We start from the raw sequence: 20,195 nt of genomic DNA on the forward strand, positions 1-20,195 counted from the left end.
ACGAATTGAATCATTTGAAAACGGAAGGATTTACCATTCGAACTGAACAAAAAATGTGGTTCCCTTTCCGACCTCCGTTTCAAAAGAAATCTTTCCATTTAGTTCGTCAACATAGCGTTTGACGATAGAAAGCCCCAAACCGGTAGAAGACTCATTCCCGGTAGGCTGGGCACTGAGCTTCTGAAACTTATTAAACATCAAGGTCTTATCTGACTCACTGAATCCAGGCCCCTGATCAGTGACTTTGAAAACAAGCTTCTGATGGTTGACCTGCGCGGCTATGGTAACCTGTGCATTGTGCGGTGAGAACTTGATGGCATTTGACATCAAATTGTCGAGTATTTGTAATAATAGCACATGATCAGACATCAACTCAAAGTCTTTGTCACAGTTATTGATACTGATCCCAATACCTTTTTCCCGAGCCCGGGAAGCAAATCTTTGAGCCACTTCCTCCAACAAAGGAGCAATTTTAACTTGTTCTAAAACAGTCGGAGAGTTCATGCCTTCTAAATACTCGACATTCAGGATTTTATCAATCATTTCATTGATCCTGTGTCCGCCTTCAGAAATTTTGCTCAATAATTCTTTTTGCGTGTCATCGGATGCTTTATGTTCGGCAGCCAGAATATCCGCAATACCAATGATCTGACTTAATGGGGATCTTAAGTCATGTGCCAGAATGCGGACAAAGTTGTTTTTTTCCTCATTCAAAGCGATTAATCCGGCATTTCTGGCAATCAATTGTTGACTTTTCTCCTGGAGAGCAATTTGCTGATTTTCCACTTCATTTTTACGGGCCACCAATTCAAGGGTCGTCCGCTTGTTCCGAACAAAAAGCCAAAGAATAATTAGGCCTGAGATCAAACTGAAGATGGTCCCCGCCGTGAGCAGGCGGTTATAACTTTCTTGTTCTGCGATCCTCAATTGTGCATTCCGAATCAATTCCAATTGCAGCTCCTTCTCTTTGGTCAATATGGATGTACCCAATTGCGTCTCGGTTTCTAATTCCTCTAAAAACTCAAATAACTCCGGCCCCAGAAATTCTGAAAAAATGGCGTCTATCTGAGTTCGATATTTTGTGTCATTCAAGAATTCATTGAAAGGAATATCCCAATCACTGTTTTGCGGCATGATCAAACCATACCCCGTCCCTCGGATGGTAAAAATATTTTGCCTTGTCAGGTCTCCTCCTCGCTTGATGAGCATGAGGTATATCGGTAAATCAATGTATCCGAAACGATTCGGAGCTTGTGAAATTTTATCCAAAACATTCTGATCACTGTCGATGTACATCAACTCAAATTCGAGGTTTAAACGTTGCTGTAAATCAGAAAGGAAGTTTTCATAGGTTGTTCCTGCTATGGTGACAGCTACCATTTTGTGCATCATTTCCTCAATCTCTTCAGGAGTTTGTACTATCGCTGACCCCTGACTACTGACCAGTACAGCAATATCAGGAAGATAAGGCGCTGTAAATTGTAACACCTCCTGGCGAGCGGGTGTGATAGAAAAAGCAGAAGCACCGAATACATTCGGATTAGTAGCTCGATTGACCTCCTCCATGATATTTGAAAAGCTGGCTGCTTCTATCAAGTTTGACTCCAGGTCTACTTTGTATTTCTCCTGAAGAAATTCCGAGAATAGTTCAATGAGTTCATACTCAATGCCGGTGAGGTTACCATTGCCATCTTCATAAATGAAAGGCCTTGAAACATACCAATAAATATCAAGTTTGGCAGATTTGTTTGTCTGAGCCACTTCCCAGCTTTGTGAGACAAGGGGAATGGTGCAAACTAAGAGAAAGCAGGCGGCGGCAATCCTAAGCATCTTCTAAAGATGAGGATTTAAACATTATTTTACACGTATTTTTAGCCGTAATTCAAGATATAATATGTGATTTAGCACAACTAACAGCCAAAGTATGCGGCTATTAAAGATTTCTATTTAGAATTTTTGGATCTATGAAAATAAAAAGCCCCTCCAGGTTAGGGAGAGGCCATCTTCATTTGGTTAGGAATATCTTTTTTCTTTGAATTTCTTCTTTCTTGACTTAAAAGTAATGCAAAAAAATTAATTCATCTTCACTCCGATGCTTTTCAAATCTTCCCAATATCCGGGATAGGACTTGGCCACAACACCAGGCTCCTCAACCTGAAGGTCACTGACCAGGCTCAAAGGACCAAACGCCATGGCCATGCGATGATCTTCATAGGTCTGAATCACAGGGGCTGAAAAATCATTTGAGCCCGGCTTCAATATCCAGTTATTACCTAAATCCTCCAGTGTCGCACCAATCTTAGCTAGCTCTGCACGCATGGCTCCTACACGGTCCGTTTCTTTGATGTAAAGTGTCTCAAGTCCTGTCATGGTGAGCGTGATACCTTTCAATGCAGCAGCCACCATCACACCTTGTGCCAGGTCCGGGCATTTATTGAAATCAATGTCCAACTCCGTAGCTGCTTCTTGATTTTTCGTCAGCCTGACGCCATTCGATTCGTAAGTAGAATCCACCCCAAAAGCCTTCATGATGGGTACAATAGCCTGGTCTCCTTGAAAGCTTTTCTCTTTCAGCCCGGTCAACAACAGATTCGCATTGGGGGCTACAGCAGCCATAGCATACCAATAGCTGGCACCAGACCAATCGCTTTCGACTTGATATTTTCCCGATTGGTAAACTTGTGGCGCAATGTCAATAACCGCCTCTTCCCAGGTATGCTCAATCCCAAAATTAGACATCAAACCAAGGGTCATTTCGATGTATGGTCGACTGAATATTCCGTCCGTTAAAGTAAGCTTCAATCCTTCCGGTAATGTCGGGGCAATCATTAACAAGGCGCTAATGAATTGACTGGAAATATTGCCCGGGATAGAAATTTCACGGGTTTTCTGGGTCCTAAGACCATCAATTTTCATGGGAGGATAGCCTTCTTTCTCCAAATAGGAAATATCAGAACCTAGTTTCCGAAGCGCATCTACCAGCAAACCAATGGGCCGGTTTTTCATTCTTTCGGTTCCGGTGATCGTTTGACCTTTTCCATGAACACCTAAATAAGCGGTGCAAAACCTCATGGTTGTTCCAGCTTCCATCACATCCCAAACATCGCCCTGGTCTTGCAGCAACCGAATCATGGTTTGCGTGTCTTTGGCATCCGAAAGATTGGTCAACTCAAAGGGTACAGGACTCAGGGCATTCATCAACAAAACCCGATTACTTTCACTCTTCGATGAGGATAAATTGATTTGGCCGTTCAGATTGGCATCAGATTTGTATAGTTGAAGCATAAATCGCTAAAATCGAAGGTTAATTGTTGAAACAAATTCCGGGTTTTGGCCGTTAAAGGATGTAATACCGCTAAATAAAGTAGACATGAAATTAATAACTAAAGCAATCTTATCCATTTTGGTAACAGCAGTCATTGGGGCATTCACCGTTATCGTAGCATCGCCGAAAAAAGCAGCTAAATCTGATGATGGAAATATCCAGGCCGAAGAGAAAAAGCAGAAAGAAAACCTATTCATCTAGCAGTTTCTGTAAAAAGCTATTGCCTCATGGATCAGTGAAGTTTCGACTTGCTGATCCCAAAAACAACTACCAATCTCACTTAGTAGAGAGTAATTCACTTTACCTCCGGCATTTTTCTTGTCATGTATTAGTAACTGACCAAACGCTTTCAAGTCTGGAATCTCTACCTTTCCGTAAGTGTCAAGCAGGTATTTTGTAAGTGTTTGCAAATCGGATTCCGGTAACCCCGAAACATGGGTGGATAAATAACCTTCCAGGATCATACCTATTGCAATTGCTTCTCCATGTAATAGTCGGTCATTCGTGTCAAGAAAATAAGTTTCTATAGCGTGCCCCAGAGTATGACCGAAATTCAGGATTTTCCTTAGCCCTTGTTCTTCCGGGTCTTCCTTAACCACTGATCCTTTTAATCCCACTGAACGCTCCAAAATCGTAGACCAGTCTTTTTGTGGGTCAAAAGCTTCTTGCTTGAGCTGGTACCAACCTTCTTTGTCTCTGATCAAGCAATGTTTAACGATCTCCGCAAATCCGGATCGAATCTCACGGTCGGGCAAGGTTGAAAGATACTGCGTATCACAAATCACCAGATTCGGCTCTCTAAATATCCCGATGTGGTTTTTCAGACCATTGAAATCAATAGCAAGCTTCCCTCCTATGCTGGCATCTACCTGCGCCAATAGGGTGGTTGGAACATTCACAAAGGACATGCCGCGCTTATAGGTACTCGCCACGAAGCCTCCCATGTCTCCGATCACACCACCTCCCAGATTGATCAACAGCGACTTTCGACTCATTTTGAGGTCAGTCATTTGCTGCCAGATATGGGTGCAAGTTTCAAGGGTCTTGTTTTCCTCCCCACTGCGGATTTCTATAATCGCAACATCGTCCCCAATTTCAGATTTGGGCAAACAATGCGCTCTGGTATTTTCATCCACCAACACGGCAGTCCGATCGAATGTATTGGCTGATCTGAATTCCTTCAAAACAGACAAAGAATCGCCAATAACCACATTATCCGGTATATGCATATGCAAAGAATATCAAACGATTTTAAAGGAGGGGTGAATTGAGATTCAAATCTAAGCTTAGTTATTCAAGTTTTAAATACTGAATTGAAATCAATGTCACATCTTTCGTCACTTTGAGAAAAATCGACGCTCTCAAATTATAATTCCAAATCCCCCGGTCTTCGACCACCCCCTTTTTGTAAAGGGGGAATTTCTCCAAATTTTATAAACTTCTAACAGTTAACTCAACCTAACCTGCCAAGGTCATTTGAAATCAAAAGGAAATGATTTTTTGAAACCGTCGAATGAGTTATTTGTTTTTAACTCGGACTCTATATTTGCGACATCAACGTTTAACCTATGTCAAATACCCCCATTTCTTTTGACGATACCTCGACTGCATTTGCTATCCGGTCTGATCAGGAACTGAAGCAATCACACTTTCTTTTCAGCACCATGAAGTTTCCGTGGATGGTCAAGGCTGGCACTTTCTTTACTGCAAAAGCCTTAAGCTTACGTCTTCCAGTGAAAGGCATCATCAAAAAGACACTTTTCAAACAATTCTGTGGGGGTGAATCCATCGAAGACTGCCAACATACCATTGATCAACTGGCCAGTTTCGGCGTTCAGACTATCCTTGATTATTCTGTAGAAGGTAAGGGCGATGAGCAGAGCTACGACGCCACGCTGGAAGAGGCCATGCGTGTGGCCACGTTCGGTCAAACTGAAAAGAATATCGTTTTCGCAGTGATTAAGCTTACCGGACTTGGCCCCAGCGAATTGATGGAGAAGAAACAAGCAGGTAAAGACCTTACCGACGAGGAACAAGTACGGTATGATCGCTTTGAAGAACGGGTATTGCAACTGGCGCAACACACGGTTGATTGCGGGCTTCGTTTCATGGTAGATGCGGAGGAATCATGGATCCAGGATGAGATTGACAGGATCGTATTGGGATTAATGCAAAAATTCAATATGGAGAAAGCAGCGGTCTATAATACTTATCAGCTGTATCGGCACGCGGCGTTGAGCAACATGCATGATCATTTTGATCAGGTCAGCCAAAATGGAGGTTACTTCGGAGCCAAACTTGTCCGAGGAGCTTACATGGAAAAAGAACGTGAGCGGGCCTATCAAATGGGTTATGTGGACCCTATCCAAAAAAACAAAGCGGCAACAGACCGAGATTATAACGCTGGCGTGGCTTTTGCCCTGAATAATATCGAACGTTTTGGGCTTTGTGCCGGGACGCACAATGAAGCATCCAGTGCGTTGCTCGCGCAAATCATTGAAGATCGTAACCTGGACAAAAACCACGAACATCTGCATTTTGCGCAGTTACTGGGCATGAGTGACAACATTTCATTCACTTTATCACAGAAAGCGTTCAATGTAGCCAAGTACGTTCCTTATGGTCCGGTAGAAAAGGTACTCCCCTACTTATTCAGACGTGCCGAAGAGAATACCAGTATTGCAGGTCAAAGTGGCCGGGAAATAACTTTGGTAAAAAAGGAATTGGAGCGCAGGAAAGCGGAGAAGAAGTGATAACCTAGTCCATTCTACAGCTGTTTTTTGACTTTAATTACGGTAATGAAACAGCGAAAACCTGCTCGTCCTCACTCAAACAAAAATAATCCTGACAGTCATAAGGCAACTATGGGCATTAAGCCTCTGCACGCGTCTGAAGGAGAATTGCGTCCCTTATTGAATGAAGCAGAAAATGAAGTCGTTGAAGACCTGAACTGGGACATACAAAAACAACCCTACAAAAGGTAATTTTAAAACATGCATCGTGAAAACAAATGGTAATTGTAAGGGAGTTGTCCTTCAATTCCAGTTTCACCGGGTCAAGTTCCGCTGAACTTTGAGGTGCAACCGCAAGAGTTCCTTTAATTTTGCCGGAATTTTGAAAATGACCTGAACTGGTCAAGTCCAATAGCCTTACATAGAAATGTTAACTGAGCAAGAATTACAACGTAGACAAGCCCGAGAAGAACTCATGCAAATGGGAGTTGATCCCTATCCGCCAGAGCTATTCAAGGTGAATGTTACCGCAGCAGACATCCACGAAAACTATGAACGGCGAAAGACGGACTATAAAGACATTTCGATAGCTGGAAGGATCATGAGCAGGCGAATCATGGGGTCTGCTTCTTTTGCCGAGATCCAGGACCATACCGGACGTGTCCAGATCTATCTTCGGCGCGATGACATCTGCCCGGATGAGAACAAAGACCTCTACAATACGGTCTTCAAAAAGAAATTGGATATCGGAGACATCATTGGGGTGACCGGATACGTGTTCACTACTCAGACAGGTGAAATTTCGATCCACGTTACTTCCATGAAAGTGCTGACCAAAAGCCTGAGACCACTACCTGTAGTGAAGGAAGCCACCGATGAATCCGGAGAAAAGAAAACCTGGGATGCTTTTACCGATCCTGAGCAGCGCTATCGTCAGCGATATCTGGACCTGATCGTCAATCCTCATATCAAGGATACTTTTCAAAAGCGTACGACACTGGTCAACACCATCAGAAACTTCTTTAATGAAAAAGGATACCTGGAGGTAGAAACACCCATTTTGCAACCGATCCACGGTGGAGCATCTGCACGACCTTTCAAAACACATCACAATACGCTGGACATGGATTTGTACATGCGAATTGCGAATGAGCTTTACCTCAAAAGACTGATTGTCGGTGGGTTTGAAGGGGTCTACGAGTTTGCAAAGGATTTTCGTAACGAAGGCATGTCACGCTTCCATAATCCGGAATTTACACAGGTTGAGCTCTACGTGGCGTACAAAGACTACTTCTGGATGATGGATCTCATGGAAGAGGTAGTGGAAAAAATAGCCATCAACTTGCATGGTGGCACTGAAGTCAAAGTGGGCGAACACACCATTGATTTCAAACGACCATGGAAGCGATTCACGATGTTTGAGGCTATTGAGCATTTCACGGGTATCGACATCTCTGAAATGGATGAGGATCAATTGCGTGAAGCAGCGAAATCCTTGAATGTACCCCTGGATGATACCATGGGCAAAGCCAAAATCATAGACGAGATCTTCGGTGAAAAGTGTGAAGGAAATTTGATCCAACCGACCTTCATCACTGATTATCCAGAAGAGATGTCGCCTTTGACCAAAAAACATCGTTCGAAAGAAGGATTGGTGGAACGCTTTGAGGCAATCTGTAATGGCAAAGAGATCATGAATGCCTACACAGAGTTAAATGACCCCATCGATCAGCGTAAGCGTTTCGAAGATCAGTTGGAATTGGCAAAACGTGGTGACGAAGAAGCCATGGTCCTGGATGAAGATTTCTTACGTGCACTGGAATATGGTATGCCTCCTACTTCAGGAGTAGGATTGGGTATTGATAGGCTGACTATGATCATGACAGATTCTGCGTCAATCCAGGATGTGCTTTTCTTTCCACAAATGCGTCCGGAGAAGAAACCCGAAGTAGCTTCAGAAGCGGATTACGAAGCACAGGGCATCGATAAGGTTTACATTCCTATCCTTCAAAAACTGGGCTATCACACCATCGATGCGATCAAGGAGTCGAACACAAATAAGCTTCACAATGATGTTTGTGGCATGCGCAAGAAGATGAAGCTGAAGGAAGTGAAGAATCCTACTAAGGAAGAGGTTGAGGGGTGGATTAATTCCTAATACCCAGTATTGTATAAGGTTTGAGTCTCAAAAGAAATCCCCCGTCTTTCAGGCACCCCCTTTCAAGGGGGATTTTTATTTAGTTTTTATTTCCGAAAGCTCTTTTCCCTTGATTGGTAATGGAAATTCTATCCACTAGCACATCAAACCAGGCATAAAAAAACCGGGACATTAAAAAATGTCCCGGAATAGACCTATTAGTTTTTTCCTACGGCTGTTTGCTCTAGGCTGTCCTAGGAGCTTAGGAGCTTGCTGTCTTAGACCGGTTATCGGCCAACACGCGGTACTTGTCCATGATCCTGAATACAATGTGGCGAACAAATCGATTGTTATCGAATCGGTCGTTGCCAAATATGCCGGATGCATAGCCTTGCCAAATGGTTTTCTTCAATTTGCGATCATAGAAAGAGATCAGCAAAGTACCTTCCCTCAAATCGCATAGCACAGGATCGTAGGATGCATCGTCCGTATTCCAGGATCCCGCTTCTGTATAGGGGTCAAAACTTGATATCGTTGAATCACTCGCTGCTTCCTCCGCCGCGAGGTTAGAAGCCACTACATTGTTAGAATATCTCTGGCTCACCCAATTCTCAAAATTAGGTTGCTGATATCCTTTCATTTGAAAATCATCGTAGTACAGCTTATAGAAAATAAGCAGACTGGGGCGTTTTGTTTTTTGCTCATACCCCCAATTGGTGAGTGTTTGATCAAGGTATTTTTCTATTAGTTCCTTGTGAATCTCCGAACCTTCAAAATTTCGATCGGCAATAAAATCGAAGGAGTCATATCGCCCAAAATTTCCGTCAAAACTGTAATCTGACTCGATCACATGTCCGTAATAGTTTCCGCACCCGCTCAGCACCAATACCGCCAAAAGCAGTAAAAAGACGTTCTTCATAGGTTATTATGGTTTATTTTTTCTAGTAACAACTGAATATCCAAAGGCACTAAGCCTTTCTGCATTTTATTATTGAAATCCAAAAGCAAACGATATACTATTGGCCCCTACGCTCAATGGGCAATCAATATACTTGGTTTGAACCTAAATTACCAAAGGAGCTCGTACTCAATACCCAAATGTTAACAATTGGACAAAGCTTTCCGCCATTTCAGATAAAACAGGCTTCTCAAACATTTGGTTAAAATGGACCTACTTCTATCTCAGTAGCTGATTCATTATTTTTACAAGTCAACCCAAAAATTCAGCGTACGATGGAAGCTTATGTGGCCGTACTTAATTACGCAATCCCCTTTTTTCTGATCCTGCTTTTGATTGAGGTATGGGCAGCTAATCGAAAAAATGCCAAGGTCATTCGAAGCATGGACACCCTTTCCAGTCTTAGTTCTGGCATGACCAACTCCATCAAAGATGTGCTGGGCCTGACCGTGGTTATCTTGTCTTATCGTTGGGTTGAAGCACGAGTAGGTCTGTTCGATATTGAGGCCACCTGGTATGCTTATGTATTGGCCTTCATAGGAATTGATTTTGCCGGATATTGGAGTCATCGTTTAAATCATCAAGTCAATTATTTTTGGAATCATCATATCATTCACCATAGTAGCGAAGAATTTAATCTCGGGTGCGCTCTGAGACAGACAGTCTCCGCGTGGTTCTCGATGGGGTTTCTTTTCTTGTTCCCAACAGCAGTACTTGGCGTACCTCCTGAAGTGATTGCAGTGGTTCAGCCCTTGCACTTGTTTGCGCAGTATTGGTACCATACCCGCCTTATCGATCGAATGGGCTTTCTGGAAAAAATCATTGTAACACCTTCTCATCATCGGGTGCATCACGCCATCAATGAGCAATATTTAGATAAAAACCTCTCACAGATCTTCATTATCTGGGACAAGCTTTTTGGCACATTTCAGGAAGAATTGAAAGATGTACCTCCCATCTATGGTGTGAAACGACCTGTTAGGACCTGGAATCCTATTCTAATCAATTTTCAACACCTATGGCAGCTGATCAAGGACGCGTGGCGTGCACAATCCTGGTGGGATAAGGCACGCATCTGGTTCATGCCTACCGGATGGCGTCCCGAAGATGTCGCTAAAAACTATCCTTTAGCAGTAATACAAGACGTTTACGCTTACGAAAAGTATGACCCCTCAAGCTCTTTTGCCTTGAAGGCATGGTCCTGGACGCAGTGGGTGGTCGCTGCCACGGCGATGATGTATATGTTCAATTCCCTTACCGCACTGCCTTTTCAAAGTGCTTTGATGTTTGGACTATTTCTGGTGGTTTCAGTCTTTAGTTACACCATGCTCATGGACCGTCATCAGTATGCTTTATTGGTGGAATCTGTCCGGGTAATATTAGGGCTGTCTCTATTCTGGTTCAATGACTGGTTCTTATTGACTTCTATCTTACCTTTTGCTCAGCTCATTGTGATTACCTACCTCCTCACCTCATGGACCCTATGTTTCTACTTTTCGAGGATAGAGAAACCGGAAGTATTGAGTCAAGTGATGGCTTGACGCTACACTTTTCGAATGATAAAATCTACCCAACTTTCAGCCACCCCTTACGCAGGCCGCCCTTTGTAAAGGGGGGATTGGAAATACTCCAAATATTAGACTTTGTATCAATTAAGGTTTTCCCTTAGCAATTTCCTGGCTGATCCCAATGATGTGGCCATCTGGATCGGTGATATCAAAATCTCTCATGCCATAATCACGATCGCCAATCTCAGCGTGTATGTTAACTCCATTCTTTTTACACTGCTCGTAAACCGCATCTACGTCATGGGCAAACATGGCGATGTGAACATGCTCCTGACTGACCTGATAATTGTCTGACTTCAACGAAAGATGTATTCCTATTTCTCCATTTTTCACCACCGCATATGCGGGAGGTTCCTGCCAGGTAAAGGTTAAATCGAATCCAAGCTTATTCACGTAAAAATCGATGGAGGCAGCTACATCTGAAACAGGCAGAATGGTTGCGGCATGAGACAAAAGTGGATTCATAATAAAAGCGACGTTGATTTCATAAAGTTAGCATTGAACATAGTTCAACAGTAGTATGTTCTGATTTAAACAACACTGAACTACTAAAAAACCATGAAAGGGCCAGCGTTTTTCCTCTTAGTATTCCTCATCCAGTTCCAGATTTCAGGACAATTGGTAAAATCCTTTCTGATTGATGAGAAAGGTAGAGGTGCAGATTCTACCCAGGCAAAATACACACGTATTGTGTTTTGGAATAGATTCAAGCAGCTCAGTTTTAAAGATCATGGCTTGCAAGACCTCAAGTTGTATCAATCAGGGAGTATTTTTCCAGACACCCTACAAGGCAATCGCCTGGTCGATTATCCTGTTAAGTATTGGAGAAACGGAGTATGCACCACTTATCATGCAAATGGCCGTAAAAAGCTAGAGGGTTCCTACAAAAACGGAATCCCTGTGGGTGAATTTTCAGAATGGTATTCCAATGGAAAGCAGAAGGGCAAATACCAATACGAAAATATGGAAGAACAAAAGAATCCTTATGATCATGAATACAGGGTCATCTCTTTTTTCGACCGAAATGGAAAGCAGTTAGTGGAGAATGGTGCGGGCCGGTACTTTGAAAGGACTGATGATTCTAAGGGTAACGGTCGTGTTACGCTCGGTTATAAAAATGGACGATGGACTGGCTACTTCGAAGTAGAAGGAGAAACTTTCGAGTACGAAGAATTCTACAGAAATGGCCAGCTTGAATACGGTATTTCAACGGATAGCAAAAAGCAAACTGAACGATATAAAGAGCTACATGTGCTACCCAAGTTTCGAGAAGGCATTCAGTCCTTTTATATATTCGTGGGAAGGCATGTTCGCTATCCAAAAAGCGCGCGGAGGGTTGGCATCACTGGAAATGTTTACGTGATGTTTACGGTAGATGAAGAGGGAAGCACCACCGACTTGAAAATCGCAAAAAGCCTACAGGAAGACTGTGACGCTCAGGCTTTGAAAGCCGTCGATAAAGCGGATCATTTTACCCCGGCGTATTACCGGGGTAGAAAAGTGAAGTTAAGGATGGTGATGCCCATTCTTTTTACGAATAATGGTTAAAAGCGACTTAATGCTCTCTGAGGACTATCCCTATAAGCAAGACAAGTTCAAGAACCATTTTTACTTTCTCCGCTTCAAAAGGACTTGATTTTGATCAACCCACCTCTTACTCCCACTTCGGTGGACCGTCCAGAGAGGAGAACTATTGTGTCCTTTTGAATCGATATACTATTTCCGTGGGATGGGTATTCATGTTATTTCAACTCGTAGACGATTCCCAGCGAAAACATAGGACTTGCCAGGATATTTTGCCCACTGAAAGCACCCAAGGCGCTTCCTGAAACTGACCAGTTGTTACCAAATGAGTAGGCCAACTCAGGACCGAAGGAAATGAACTCCGTGTTATTGGAAAAGATTCCGGTTTGACTGGCAATGGCTTCACCATTCATGAAGGATTCAACCACTGATAATTTCAAAGCGGCGAAAAACCCACTTGGGAAAGCTGCTCCTGCTTCCAATCCAAAATGGAATTCGTCAGAGAAATCTTTGGTTCGATTATTTACTCCTACATAGGCAGCTGCATAAAATGGCTTTGGATAAAAGGAATAGCCTGCATGTAGTCTTAACAATTGATTAAATTCTCCGTCACCAGATTGTAGGATCATGGACTCGCCACCGGCTGTCTCACCAGAAGGCACTCCCAATAAAAGGCTCGTTGAAAGCACGAAGGGTCCTTTTTGTAATAAGCCATATTGCAAACCAACATTGAAGTCACCGAAGCTATTGGATTCGTCCCCTTCCTCTACATTGGTAGAAACCTCAAACTCTTGACGATTGATGGTATTGCGAAAAAAGAATGGCACAAAAGCAACAGCTGTCAATTTATCCGTGAGGCCATATTCGGCATAAATACTGGAGATGTACACTCCTGCCGTTTTAATGTCCTGAATACTTCCCTCAGGTGAATAAAAGGCATCAGAAACAATCACTGACTGACTTAACTTGAAGAAACCTTCGTTCTGTGCTTTGGGCCACGCTCCCTGAGCATAGCTAGCGATGGCAAGGAATAACAGGAATACACTGATCCCTATACTTTTCATGTTTTTCATCTTAATTATCCAGTTGTGCAGTTCCAAATCCGACCCCAAACGGTTTACAATACAATACCACGTTATTGAACGTATTGAGACCAACTCCTTCTGGCACTTCATAGGTATCACCACCCGTTATTGACCGTACTGCTCCGAGTTCAATCCCTCCTGATACACTGTTGCGGCTATTGGAAAGGTAGAAATACAAGCCAGGGCCATCCTGGGCAGAAAAGTTATCTCCGAGTACCATGATCACATTACCTTCATCATTTAACATCAAAGTCACATCACCGCTGGCCCGATAGCCGTTGAGGCCTTCCCATTGACCAGTTCGTGACAGGGACGAAGCATCTCCTATAAAAAGATCTACAAAGCCAGTAACGCCTGAAGCACTGGCTGAAATTCGCACAGAGCCATCCGCGATACCTGTTACCAATCCATTCTCATCCACGGTTGCTACGTCTTCATTGCTGCTACTCCAGGCAATGGTATTTCCTTCAATCTCTCCGCCGGCTGCATTCAGAGTAGTCCCTGATAATTGTAACGTTTCTCCTGGATTGATTACTGAAGTATTATTTTCAGTAACGATTTGCACCAAAGCCACAGTCGTCAAATCAGCCGCAACAGAGATAACAACAGGTTCGCTTTCTATGCCTTGTGCAGCGGCAGTGATCATGGCTGTTCCACCTGATAAGGCGGTAACAGTACCGTCTTCTTCTACGGAAGCCACAGCAGGTGCAGAACTGGACCAGGTCACTTCAATCACCTGAAAGGATCCACCAAGATCGGACATCCCCCAGGCTTCCAGTGTTACCGTTTCACCAACTAAACGAGCAATGCTGCCATTGATGGTTTCTTCCTCGCCTGCGGCGGAAAGTGTCATCGCACTCAGGCGATCTTCTACCAAATCAGTGCCGATACAACTCGACAACCAAATGGCCATTACAGCTACAAGGGATCTTATTTTCATAACATGGGAAGTTTTAATCCAGTCCATTATCTATACGTCTTCCTTTACCGGCGATGTTAGCAGATAGTTTGTTTGTGAAGAGAGTAGAATTAGGAAGTGTCGGAGGCAGGACTAAAATCAGACTGGAAGCTATTATAAATACTTCATAAGATTTGATTCCGACCAAATCATTTAATTAGACCCGCTCTCCTTCTCCGATGGGTCTAACTCAACTTTAGTATGCTTACTTTAGGGTTATGAATCTTCAATCAAATACAGGTATCCTTTTATTTGTATTCATAGCAATTGGTTGCAGCTCAACCACATCCAATCTGCCTGCCAAACTCATCAGAATGGACCATTTCTCTTCTGTAAATATTGATAGTAGAAATGTTGATATTTGGTTGCCACCGGGCTATGATGAAAAAGCGAAGTATCCGGTGCTTTACATGCATGACGGCCAGATGCTGTTCGATTCTACCACAACCTGGAATGGCCAGGAATGGGGAGTAGATGAAACAATCACTACCCTACTTACTTCAAACCAGATTGAGTCTGTCATTATCGTAGGTATTTGGAATACCACTAAAAGACACTCAGAGTACTTCCCTCAAAAACCCTTTGAAAGCCTACCAGTTTCCACACAAGACTCATTATTGCAGCTAGGAAGAAATGAAAACACACCACTATTTCAAATAGAAATTGTTTCCGACTTGTACCTGAAATTTTTAGTTGAAGAATTAAAACCGCATATTGACAACCATTATTCAACCATATCCGGGCCAGAAGGCACGTTCATCATGGGTTCTAGTATGGGTGGCCTCATCAGTATGTACGCCATCAGTGAGTATTCTGAGATTTTTGGAGCTGCCGCTTGTTTATCCACTCATTGGACCGGCACCTATACAGACCAAAACAATCCAATCCCCATGGCCATTTTCAATTACATGGCCGAAAACCTACCTGACCCTACCAATCACAAATTGTATTTCGATTACGGTACCGAAACCTTAGATGCCCTTTACGAGCCCTTTCAGCAACAAGCGGATTCGGTATTGATCCAAGCAGGATTTAATGCCACCAATTGGACCACTCAAAAATTTGAAGGACAGGATCATTCGGAAAGGGCATGGAATAGCCGGCTGGAGATCCCTTTGAAGTTCCTTTTGGGGAAATGATGGATCAATAGCGATCCCTGAGGAAGAATGTATTTCTTCACTGATCCTGAAATGATTAGGTGAATTTTCTTGGGATGGCATTAAAAAAATGCCGAATTAGATCAGATCTCAATCCAAATACAATCAAGCAATATCAATTAAAGAAATCCAGGAAGTTTCTGCGTCGTTCGATCTTCAATTCCTGTAGCAGGGATGCCCGTGGTTGTATGGTCAGATTGAAGGATTGGAACCTACCAAAGGGAACTACATTGAATGCCAAAGTCCAGCAGTGCAGGTCTCGAGCTACATTGATCCGTGTAGTGGTAAACTCCTTTCCCTGAAGGTCATATCCTGAATTGAAAGAAACCTGGGTCTTTGGTGTGAGCGCCACAGATCCTCCAAAGGACAAGGTCTGATTTATCCTCGAATCCTGAAAGCCGGTCTTGGTCCGAGAGATAGCATAATTGGCATTGAGTCGCCAGGGCAGGTTGAAATCCACGTATTGGTCGGGATTATTCAAGATCGGTTGAAGCTGGTCCGGACTCGCCAGGTCATTGGCAATGCTGGGATCATCAAAGAAACTCGTATTATTCAAATCACGGTTCTGTGGTTGATTCCGTTCATTAGGATTTCCAGTGCTATTATTATTGGCATTTCCGCCACCATCTCTTTTGAAGGTTTGTGGACTTAAGGTCAATGTGATGTTAGTTGACAATCTCGTCAGCTGCCCTAATCCTTCTCCATTGTCCCAGGCAAATCGATTGATACGCTCCTGAACTACTGTGCGGGTACCACTCGCGCTAAAAGACTCACTGATCAAATTATAGACGTAAGGATCGATGGTTCCTGAAAAGTTGACGCCAATGGCTCGTTTCAGGAAACTGGTCCGTGCCTGAAAAGTGATGTTCGACAATTGGAAAGAGTCCGCTGCAAAATTGTACCCCGTTCCGAATGAAAGGTTATCAAAGATTTTTATCTTCTTGAATTCATTCCCGGTAGTATCCTTCAAATTGCGCACCTTCATCTCAAGGTTGTTTTGTAAACGGAAGCCGAGGCTTTGACTTTCTCCTCCCGGTGGTGAGCCATAAATAAAACCTTGATACTTGCTTAATCGACGGGTTCGCCCTGTTTCATCGATTTGAACATCCTGAAAAATTCCTCTGGATGGATCCCCAAAGTCGGGATTATAGGACAAGGAAATACTGGGTGTAATCACATGTCGAATGGCCTCAATCCTTTTGCCTTTCACGAAATAAGTACCATAAAGAATCGTATTCATGGACATGCTGGATCGCCAGGAACTGGCCCGACTAAATTTCCTGACCGTATCCACTTCCAATCCTTGTAGCTCGTCATTGTATGACCAGTTGAGTTCCTGGGTGTACCACAATTCCTGATAGTTGAAGGATGGTGTTACTGTGAAGTATTTCAAGAAGCTGAAGGAAGTTGAAACGGGGATGGTATGTCGACCACCGTATCTACCACGAGAAAATACACGATCTATGTCATTGAAAAAGTCAAGGGTGTCAGAATTAGTTGTAGAGGTATTGACGATGTTCAGTCCAGCATTAGTCACAGGGGCATTACTGAATTCACTTCTGGCCACGAAATTGTGACTAAAGTTGAGCTTTGACAATGGGGACTTGGAGTTCCGTACGATCTTCTTGAATGGATTGACACGATTGACATTGAAGGTGACTTCCGGAGCAGTCACATTCATGATACCTGTAGAAATATTCTGATTTTGGCGGGCATTCAACGACAAACTGGACCATCGGAAACGCTGCTGATAACTCAAATTGGACGTAAACCGGGCATTGATACTGCGTTCAAAATCCTGATTTACCAGGTTTTGATTCTGGCTAAAAGAAGAACTACCTAATGACACAGAGGCACTGAAACTAGAATTACCGCGTGTCTCAGGTCGGTGACTCCATCGCACCCAGGTATCATTACTGATCGCTCCGCCCTCTACATCATCCGTGATTGTTCTGTTGAATGAATACGAGAAGGAGCCACTGAATGCGTAGCGCTTTTTGTAGTTAGAACTGATCTCAAATCCCGCGCCACCTTTCGAGTAAATATCACCTGTAATTCGCAAGTCAGCGTAATCACTCATTGCCCAATAGTAGCCCCCTCGTCTCAAAAAGAACCCTCTACGGTTTTCTTCACCATAGCTTGGAAAAATCACCCCAGAAACTTTACTCTTCGGTTGTGGGAACATCGCAAAAGGCAATGCGAGTGGGGTAAAAATAGACTTCCCTTCTGTTGAGCGGAATTTCAAAACGCTGGGGCCCGCCAGGATCTTTTTGCTGGGAATTACCTTGATAATATCGGCCTCAATGAAGAAATGTGGGTCTGCCAGGTTACAGGTAGTGTATCGTGCACGTCGAATGAACAATTCATCGGCCTCGTTTTTCTTTACATCTTCCCCGTGCATGAATGCACCATCTTGCTCGGTGACCACTCCCCTGATGACCGCCCGTTTGTTTTTGAAATTGTACAGGATGTTTTCCGTTTCATAGACCTCCTCTTGATCTGTAAAAATGGGTTTACCTACCTTTCGACCTGTCGAATCCTCTGAATATTGTGAAGAAATGGTTTGATCATACCAGTTCACATTGGTACGGTCCGCGTCGAGACTGATGTCCCCATAGTCAATGTGCGTATCGCCATACATGCTGATGTTTTGTTGTTCCAGATCAAAGAAAATTGAATCTGTGGCTTTGTAATTGATCGTCGTTTCTATGTCACCCTCTTGTTGTGGTCTGGCTGCTTTGGCTCGGGTCGTATCAAATTCCACAGGAATATCCGCCGGAATGTTATTCAATTCGTTGAGGGCATTGACCAAAGAATCCTGACTTGTCCTTGTTTCGGTACGAATATTGAGTGAATCAGCGTTAATACGTTGAACACTGTCCTGTTGAGCAACGGACAAAAGCGTACTGAAGATGAAAAACCCGATAAGAACAATTCGCCTCAAGCCGCCTGGAATTTTAAATTTTGTGGGAAATTTTGCAATTTTGCGTCAAAATTATCGCATTTTATACCTTTTACAACATTAGAGGAGTGAGAAATATTGCGATACCGGTTATCTTTTCTTTGATACTTGTATTGGCATCTTTTACGCCAGCAGGTAAAACAAGGAATACGATCAGCAAAATCGTCATAGATCCTGGCCACGGCGGAAAGGACCCTGGAACCAGTGGCTCCATGTCTAAGGAAAAAGATCTGGCCCTTTCCATCGCTAAGCACCTTGGTCGAATCATGCAGGACGAACTCCCTGAGGTTGAGATACTTTACACCAGAGATGACGACAGTTTCCCCACACTACAACAACGTTCTGATTTTGCCAACAGAGAAGGCGCCGACCTATTTATTTCAGTGCATTGCAATTGGATAAGTAATCCGAAAATCTATGGTAGCGAGACCTACGTCATGGGATTGCACAAAACCGAAGAAAATTTCCAGATTGCGAAACGGGAAAATGCAGTGATCCTGCAAGAAGAAAATTACGAGGAAAATTACGATGGTTTTGATCCGAACTCTCCGGAATCCTACATTTTCCTGACACTTCAGCAGAGTGCTTTCCAAGAAAGCAGTCTTAAATTGGCCACAGGTATCGAAAAACAACTGGGTACCCGGGCAGGAAGAAGAAGTCGCGGAGTAAAATCTGCGGGATTCATTGTCTTGTACAAAACCACCATGCCTAGTGTCTTGGTAGAAACTGGTTACTTATCCAACTCGAAAGAGGAAGCAGATCTGAATGATGACCTGAAACAACGCTATATTGCATCTGGTATTTTTCGCGCGATCCGCGATTATAAAAAGGAAGTTGAATCAACAAACTGACATCTAAGTGTCTAAGGAATTTCGAATAGGCATCATCACCGTACTTTCCGGGGTGATCCTCTATTATGGTTTTAATTTTTTGAAAGGTAGTGACATTCTTACACGAAGCAGTTACTACTATACGATCTTTCCGAACATTGGCACCCTGCAGTTGTCAAATCCGGTAAGTATCAATGGTGTTCCCGTTGGAAAAGTCACGGCAGTGAAACTTTTACCCAAACAGGGCAATGCTGTTCTGGTACAGTTTGACGTGCAAGATGAGGTAACCCTTTATGAAAGTACGATCGCAGAGCTGACCAGCGATCTTTTGGGTTCTACATCCATTGTATTGCGAACGGTCACCTCAGGTCAGGCTTTGACTGTAGGGGATACCTTACAATCTCAAATCGATAAAGGGCTGGAAGAAATTTTAGAAACTGCCCAACCTGTGGCTCAAAACCTTAACATTACCATCAATCGACTGAATGCTCTTCTTGAAGAATTCGAAGGAATTGGAGATCAGGTAAAAGGAGCCGTTGGAACCATGGATACTACCCTTCTCGCGGTGAAAGAACTGCTGGAAGCCAACAAAAATGAAATTTCAGGTATCATGTCCAATACCAATGAATTGATCAAAGGCCTGGATGCTCGAGTGGAAGAACTCAAGCCGATACTAAGTAAGACTGGTGAGGTCATGGAGGGCATTGATCCTGAAAAAGTTGGGAAGATTCTCGATGATGTGAATACCCTTACGAGCACACTTGCGGAAACGATGGAGAAATTGAACAAAGGAGAAGGATCGCTCGGCAAATTGATGAGTAGTGACAGCCTCTATCAAGACATCCACAAAACCATCAAAGACCTGGATTCACTGATCATCCACTTTGATAACTACCCAAAAGATTTTTTGAAACCTCTGGGACGAAAGCACGAAAAACTTAGAGGCAAATAGAACTTAT

The 20,195-nt window shown here is 43.3% G+C and carries 17 protein-coding genes; 9 read left to right on the forward strand and 8 right to left on the reverse strand.

The window, feature by feature from the left end; translation table 11 throughout:
* Nucleotides 1–30: 30 nt before the first annotated feature.
* Nucleotides 31–1,830, reverse strand: a complete 1,800-nt coding sequence (locus tag R8G66_20865) for an ATP-binding protein (GenBank protein MDW3194838.1) — start codon at nucleotides 1,828–1,830, stop codon at nucleotides 31–33.
* A 243-nt stretch (nucleotides 1,831–2,073) separates the two neighbouring features.
* The gene (locus tag R8G66_20870; protein ID MDW3194839.1) at nucleotides 2,074–3,285 is read right to left on the reverse strand and encodes a 3-phosphoshikimate 1-carboxyvinyltransferase; all 1,212 of its coding nucleotides are present in this window, start codon (nucleotides 3,283–3,285) and stop codon (nucleotides 2,074–2,076) included.
* An 85-nt stretch (nucleotides 3,286–3,370) separates the two neighbouring features.
* Between R8G66_20870 and R8G66_20875 the strand changes: the two genes are divergently transcribed.
* Nucleotides 3,371–3,526: a hypothetical protein gene (locus tag R8G66_20875; protein MDW3194840.1), complete on the forward strand. Its 156-nt coding sequence runs from the start codon at nucleotides 3,371–3,373 to the stop codon at nucleotides 3,524–3,526.
* Here the strand turns inward: R8G66_20875 and aroB are convergent.
* A complete protein-coding gene (gene aroB, locus R8G66_20880; GenBank protein ID MDW3194841.1) occupies nucleotides 3,523–4,554 on the reverse strand; it encodes a 3-dehydroquinate synthase in 1,032 nt (343 codons plus the stop codon). The genes R8G66_20875 and aroB overlap by 4 nt on opposite strands.
* Before the next feature lie 339 nt (nucleotides 4,555–4,893).
* On the opposite strand from aroB, the gene R8G66_20885 reads away from it, so the two are divergent.
* The 3 genes from R8G66_20885 (at nucleotide 4,894) to lysS (ending at nucleotide 8,215) form a co-directional block, all read left to right on the forward strand.
* Nucleotides 4,894–6,078 carry a proline dehydrogenase family protein gene (locus R8G66_20885; GenBank protein MDW3194842.1) on the forward strand — a complete coding sequence of 395 codons (1,185 nt, stop codon included), beginning with the start codon at nucleotides 4,894–4,896 and terminating at the stop codon, nucleotides 6,076–6,078.
* A gap of 45 nt (nucleotides 6,079–6,123) precedes the next feature.
* The gene (locus tag R8G66_20890; GenBank protein MDW3194843.1) at nucleotides 6,124–6,309 is read left to right on the forward strand and encodes a hypothetical protein; all 186 of its coding nucleotides are present in this window, start codon (nucleotides 6,124–6,126) and stop codon (nucleotides 6,307–6,309) included.
* A 175-nt stretch (nucleotides 6,310–6,484) separates the two neighbouring features.
* Entirely contained in the window at nucleotides 6,485–8,215 is a 1,731-nt protein-coding gene (gene lysS / locus R8G66_20895; GenBank protein MDW3194844.1) for a lysine--tRNA ligase, read from the forward strand.
* A gap of 241 nt (nucleotides 8,216–8,456) precedes the next feature.
* On the opposite strand, the gene R8G66_20900 is transcribed toward lysS, so the two are convergent.
* Nucleotides 8,457–9,113, reverse strand: coding sequence for a DUF4136 domain-containing protein (locus R8G66_20900; GenBank protein MDW3194845.1), 657 nt, complete (start codon nucleotides 9,111–9,113; stop codon nucleotides 8,457–8,459).
* A gap of 314 nt (nucleotides 9,114–9,427) precedes the next feature.
* Between R8G66_20900 and R8G66_20905 the strand changes: the two genes are divergently transcribed.
* Nucleotides 9,428–10,693: a sterol desaturase family protein gene (locus tag R8G66_20905; GenBank protein MDW3194846.1), complete on the forward strand. Its 1,266-nt coding sequence runs from the start codon at nucleotides 9,428–9,430 to the stop codon at nucleotides 10,691–10,693.
* 111 nt (nucleotides 10,694–10,804) lie between these two features.
* Here R8G66_20905 and R8G66_20910 read toward each other — a convergent pair whose 3' ends face one another.
* Complete coding sequence (locus R8G66_20910; GenBank protein ID MDW3194847.1) at nucleotides 10,805–11,185, reverse strand: VOC family protein; 381 nt, start codon at nucleotides 11,183–11,185, stop codon at nucleotides 10,805–10,807.
* 93 nt (nucleotides 11,186–11,278) lie between these two features.
* On the opposite strand from R8G66_20910, the gene R8G66_20915 reads away from it, so the two are divergent.
* Nucleotides 11,279–12,268 carry a TonB family protein gene (locus R8G66_20915; protein ID MDW3194848.1) on the forward strand — a complete coding sequence of 330 codons (990 nt, stop codon included), beginning with the start codon at nucleotides 11,279–11,281 and terminating at the stop codon, nucleotides 12,266–12,268.
* A 194-nt stretch (nucleotides 12,269–12,462) separates the two neighbouring features.
* On the opposite strand, the gene R8G66_20920 is transcribed toward R8G66_20915, so the two are convergent.
* Both R8G66_20920 and R8G66_20925 read right to left on the reverse strand, forming a co-directional pair.
* On the reverse strand, nucleotides 12,463–13,308 hold the full coding sequence (locus R8G66_20920; GenBank protein MDW3194849.1) for a transporter: 846 nt from the start codon (nucleotides 13,306–13,308) through the stop codon (nucleotides 12,463–12,465).
* Between the two features lie 10 nt (nucleotides 13,309–13,318).
* Nucleotides 13,319–14,269, reverse strand: a complete 951-nt coding sequence (locus tag R8G66_20925; protein MDW3194850.1) for a DM13 domain-containing protein — start codon at nucleotides 14,267–14,269, stop codon at nucleotides 13,319–13,321.
* Between the two features lie 332 nt (nucleotides 14,270–14,601).
* On the opposite strand from R8G66_20925, the gene R8G66_20930 reads away from it, so the two are divergent.
* Entirely contained in the window at nucleotides 14,602–15,426 is an 825-nt protein-coding gene (locus tag R8G66_20930) for an alpha/beta hydrolase-fold protein (protein MDW3194851.1), read from the forward strand.
* 133 nt (nucleotides 15,427–15,559) lie between these two features.
* On the opposite strand, the gene R8G66_20935 is transcribed toward R8G66_20930, so the two are convergent.
* Nucleotides 15,560–18,388 carry a putative LPS assembly protein LptD gene (locus tag R8G66_20935; protein ID MDW3194852.1) on the reverse strand — a complete coding sequence of 943 codons (2,829 nt, stop codon included), beginning with the start codon at nucleotides 18,386–18,388 and terminating at the stop codon, nucleotides 15,560–15,562.
* Between the two features lie 86 nt (nucleotides 18,389–18,474).
* Here R8G66_20935 and R8G66_20940 point away from each other — a divergent pair, with 86 nt between their 5' ends.
* Entirely contained in the window at nucleotides 18,475–19,257 is a 783-nt protein-coding gene (locus R8G66_20940) for an N-acetylmuramoyl-L-alanine amidase (GenBank protein ID MDW3194853.1), read from the forward strand.
* 7 nt (nucleotides 19,258–19,264) lie between these two features.
* The gene (locus tag R8G66_20945) at nucleotides 19,265–20,188 is read left to right on the forward strand and encodes an MlaD family protein (protein ID MDW3194854.1); all 924 of its coding nucleotides are present in this window, start codon (nucleotides 19,265–19,267) and stop codon (nucleotides 20,186–20,188) included.
* The last annotated feature ends 7 nt before the right edge of the window (nucleotides 20,189–20,195 follow it).

It is taken from the genome of Cytophagales bacterium (genome assembly GCA_033344775.1).
GTDB lineage: Bacteria > Bacteroidota > Bacteroidia > Cytophagales > Cyclobacteriaceae > JAWPMT01.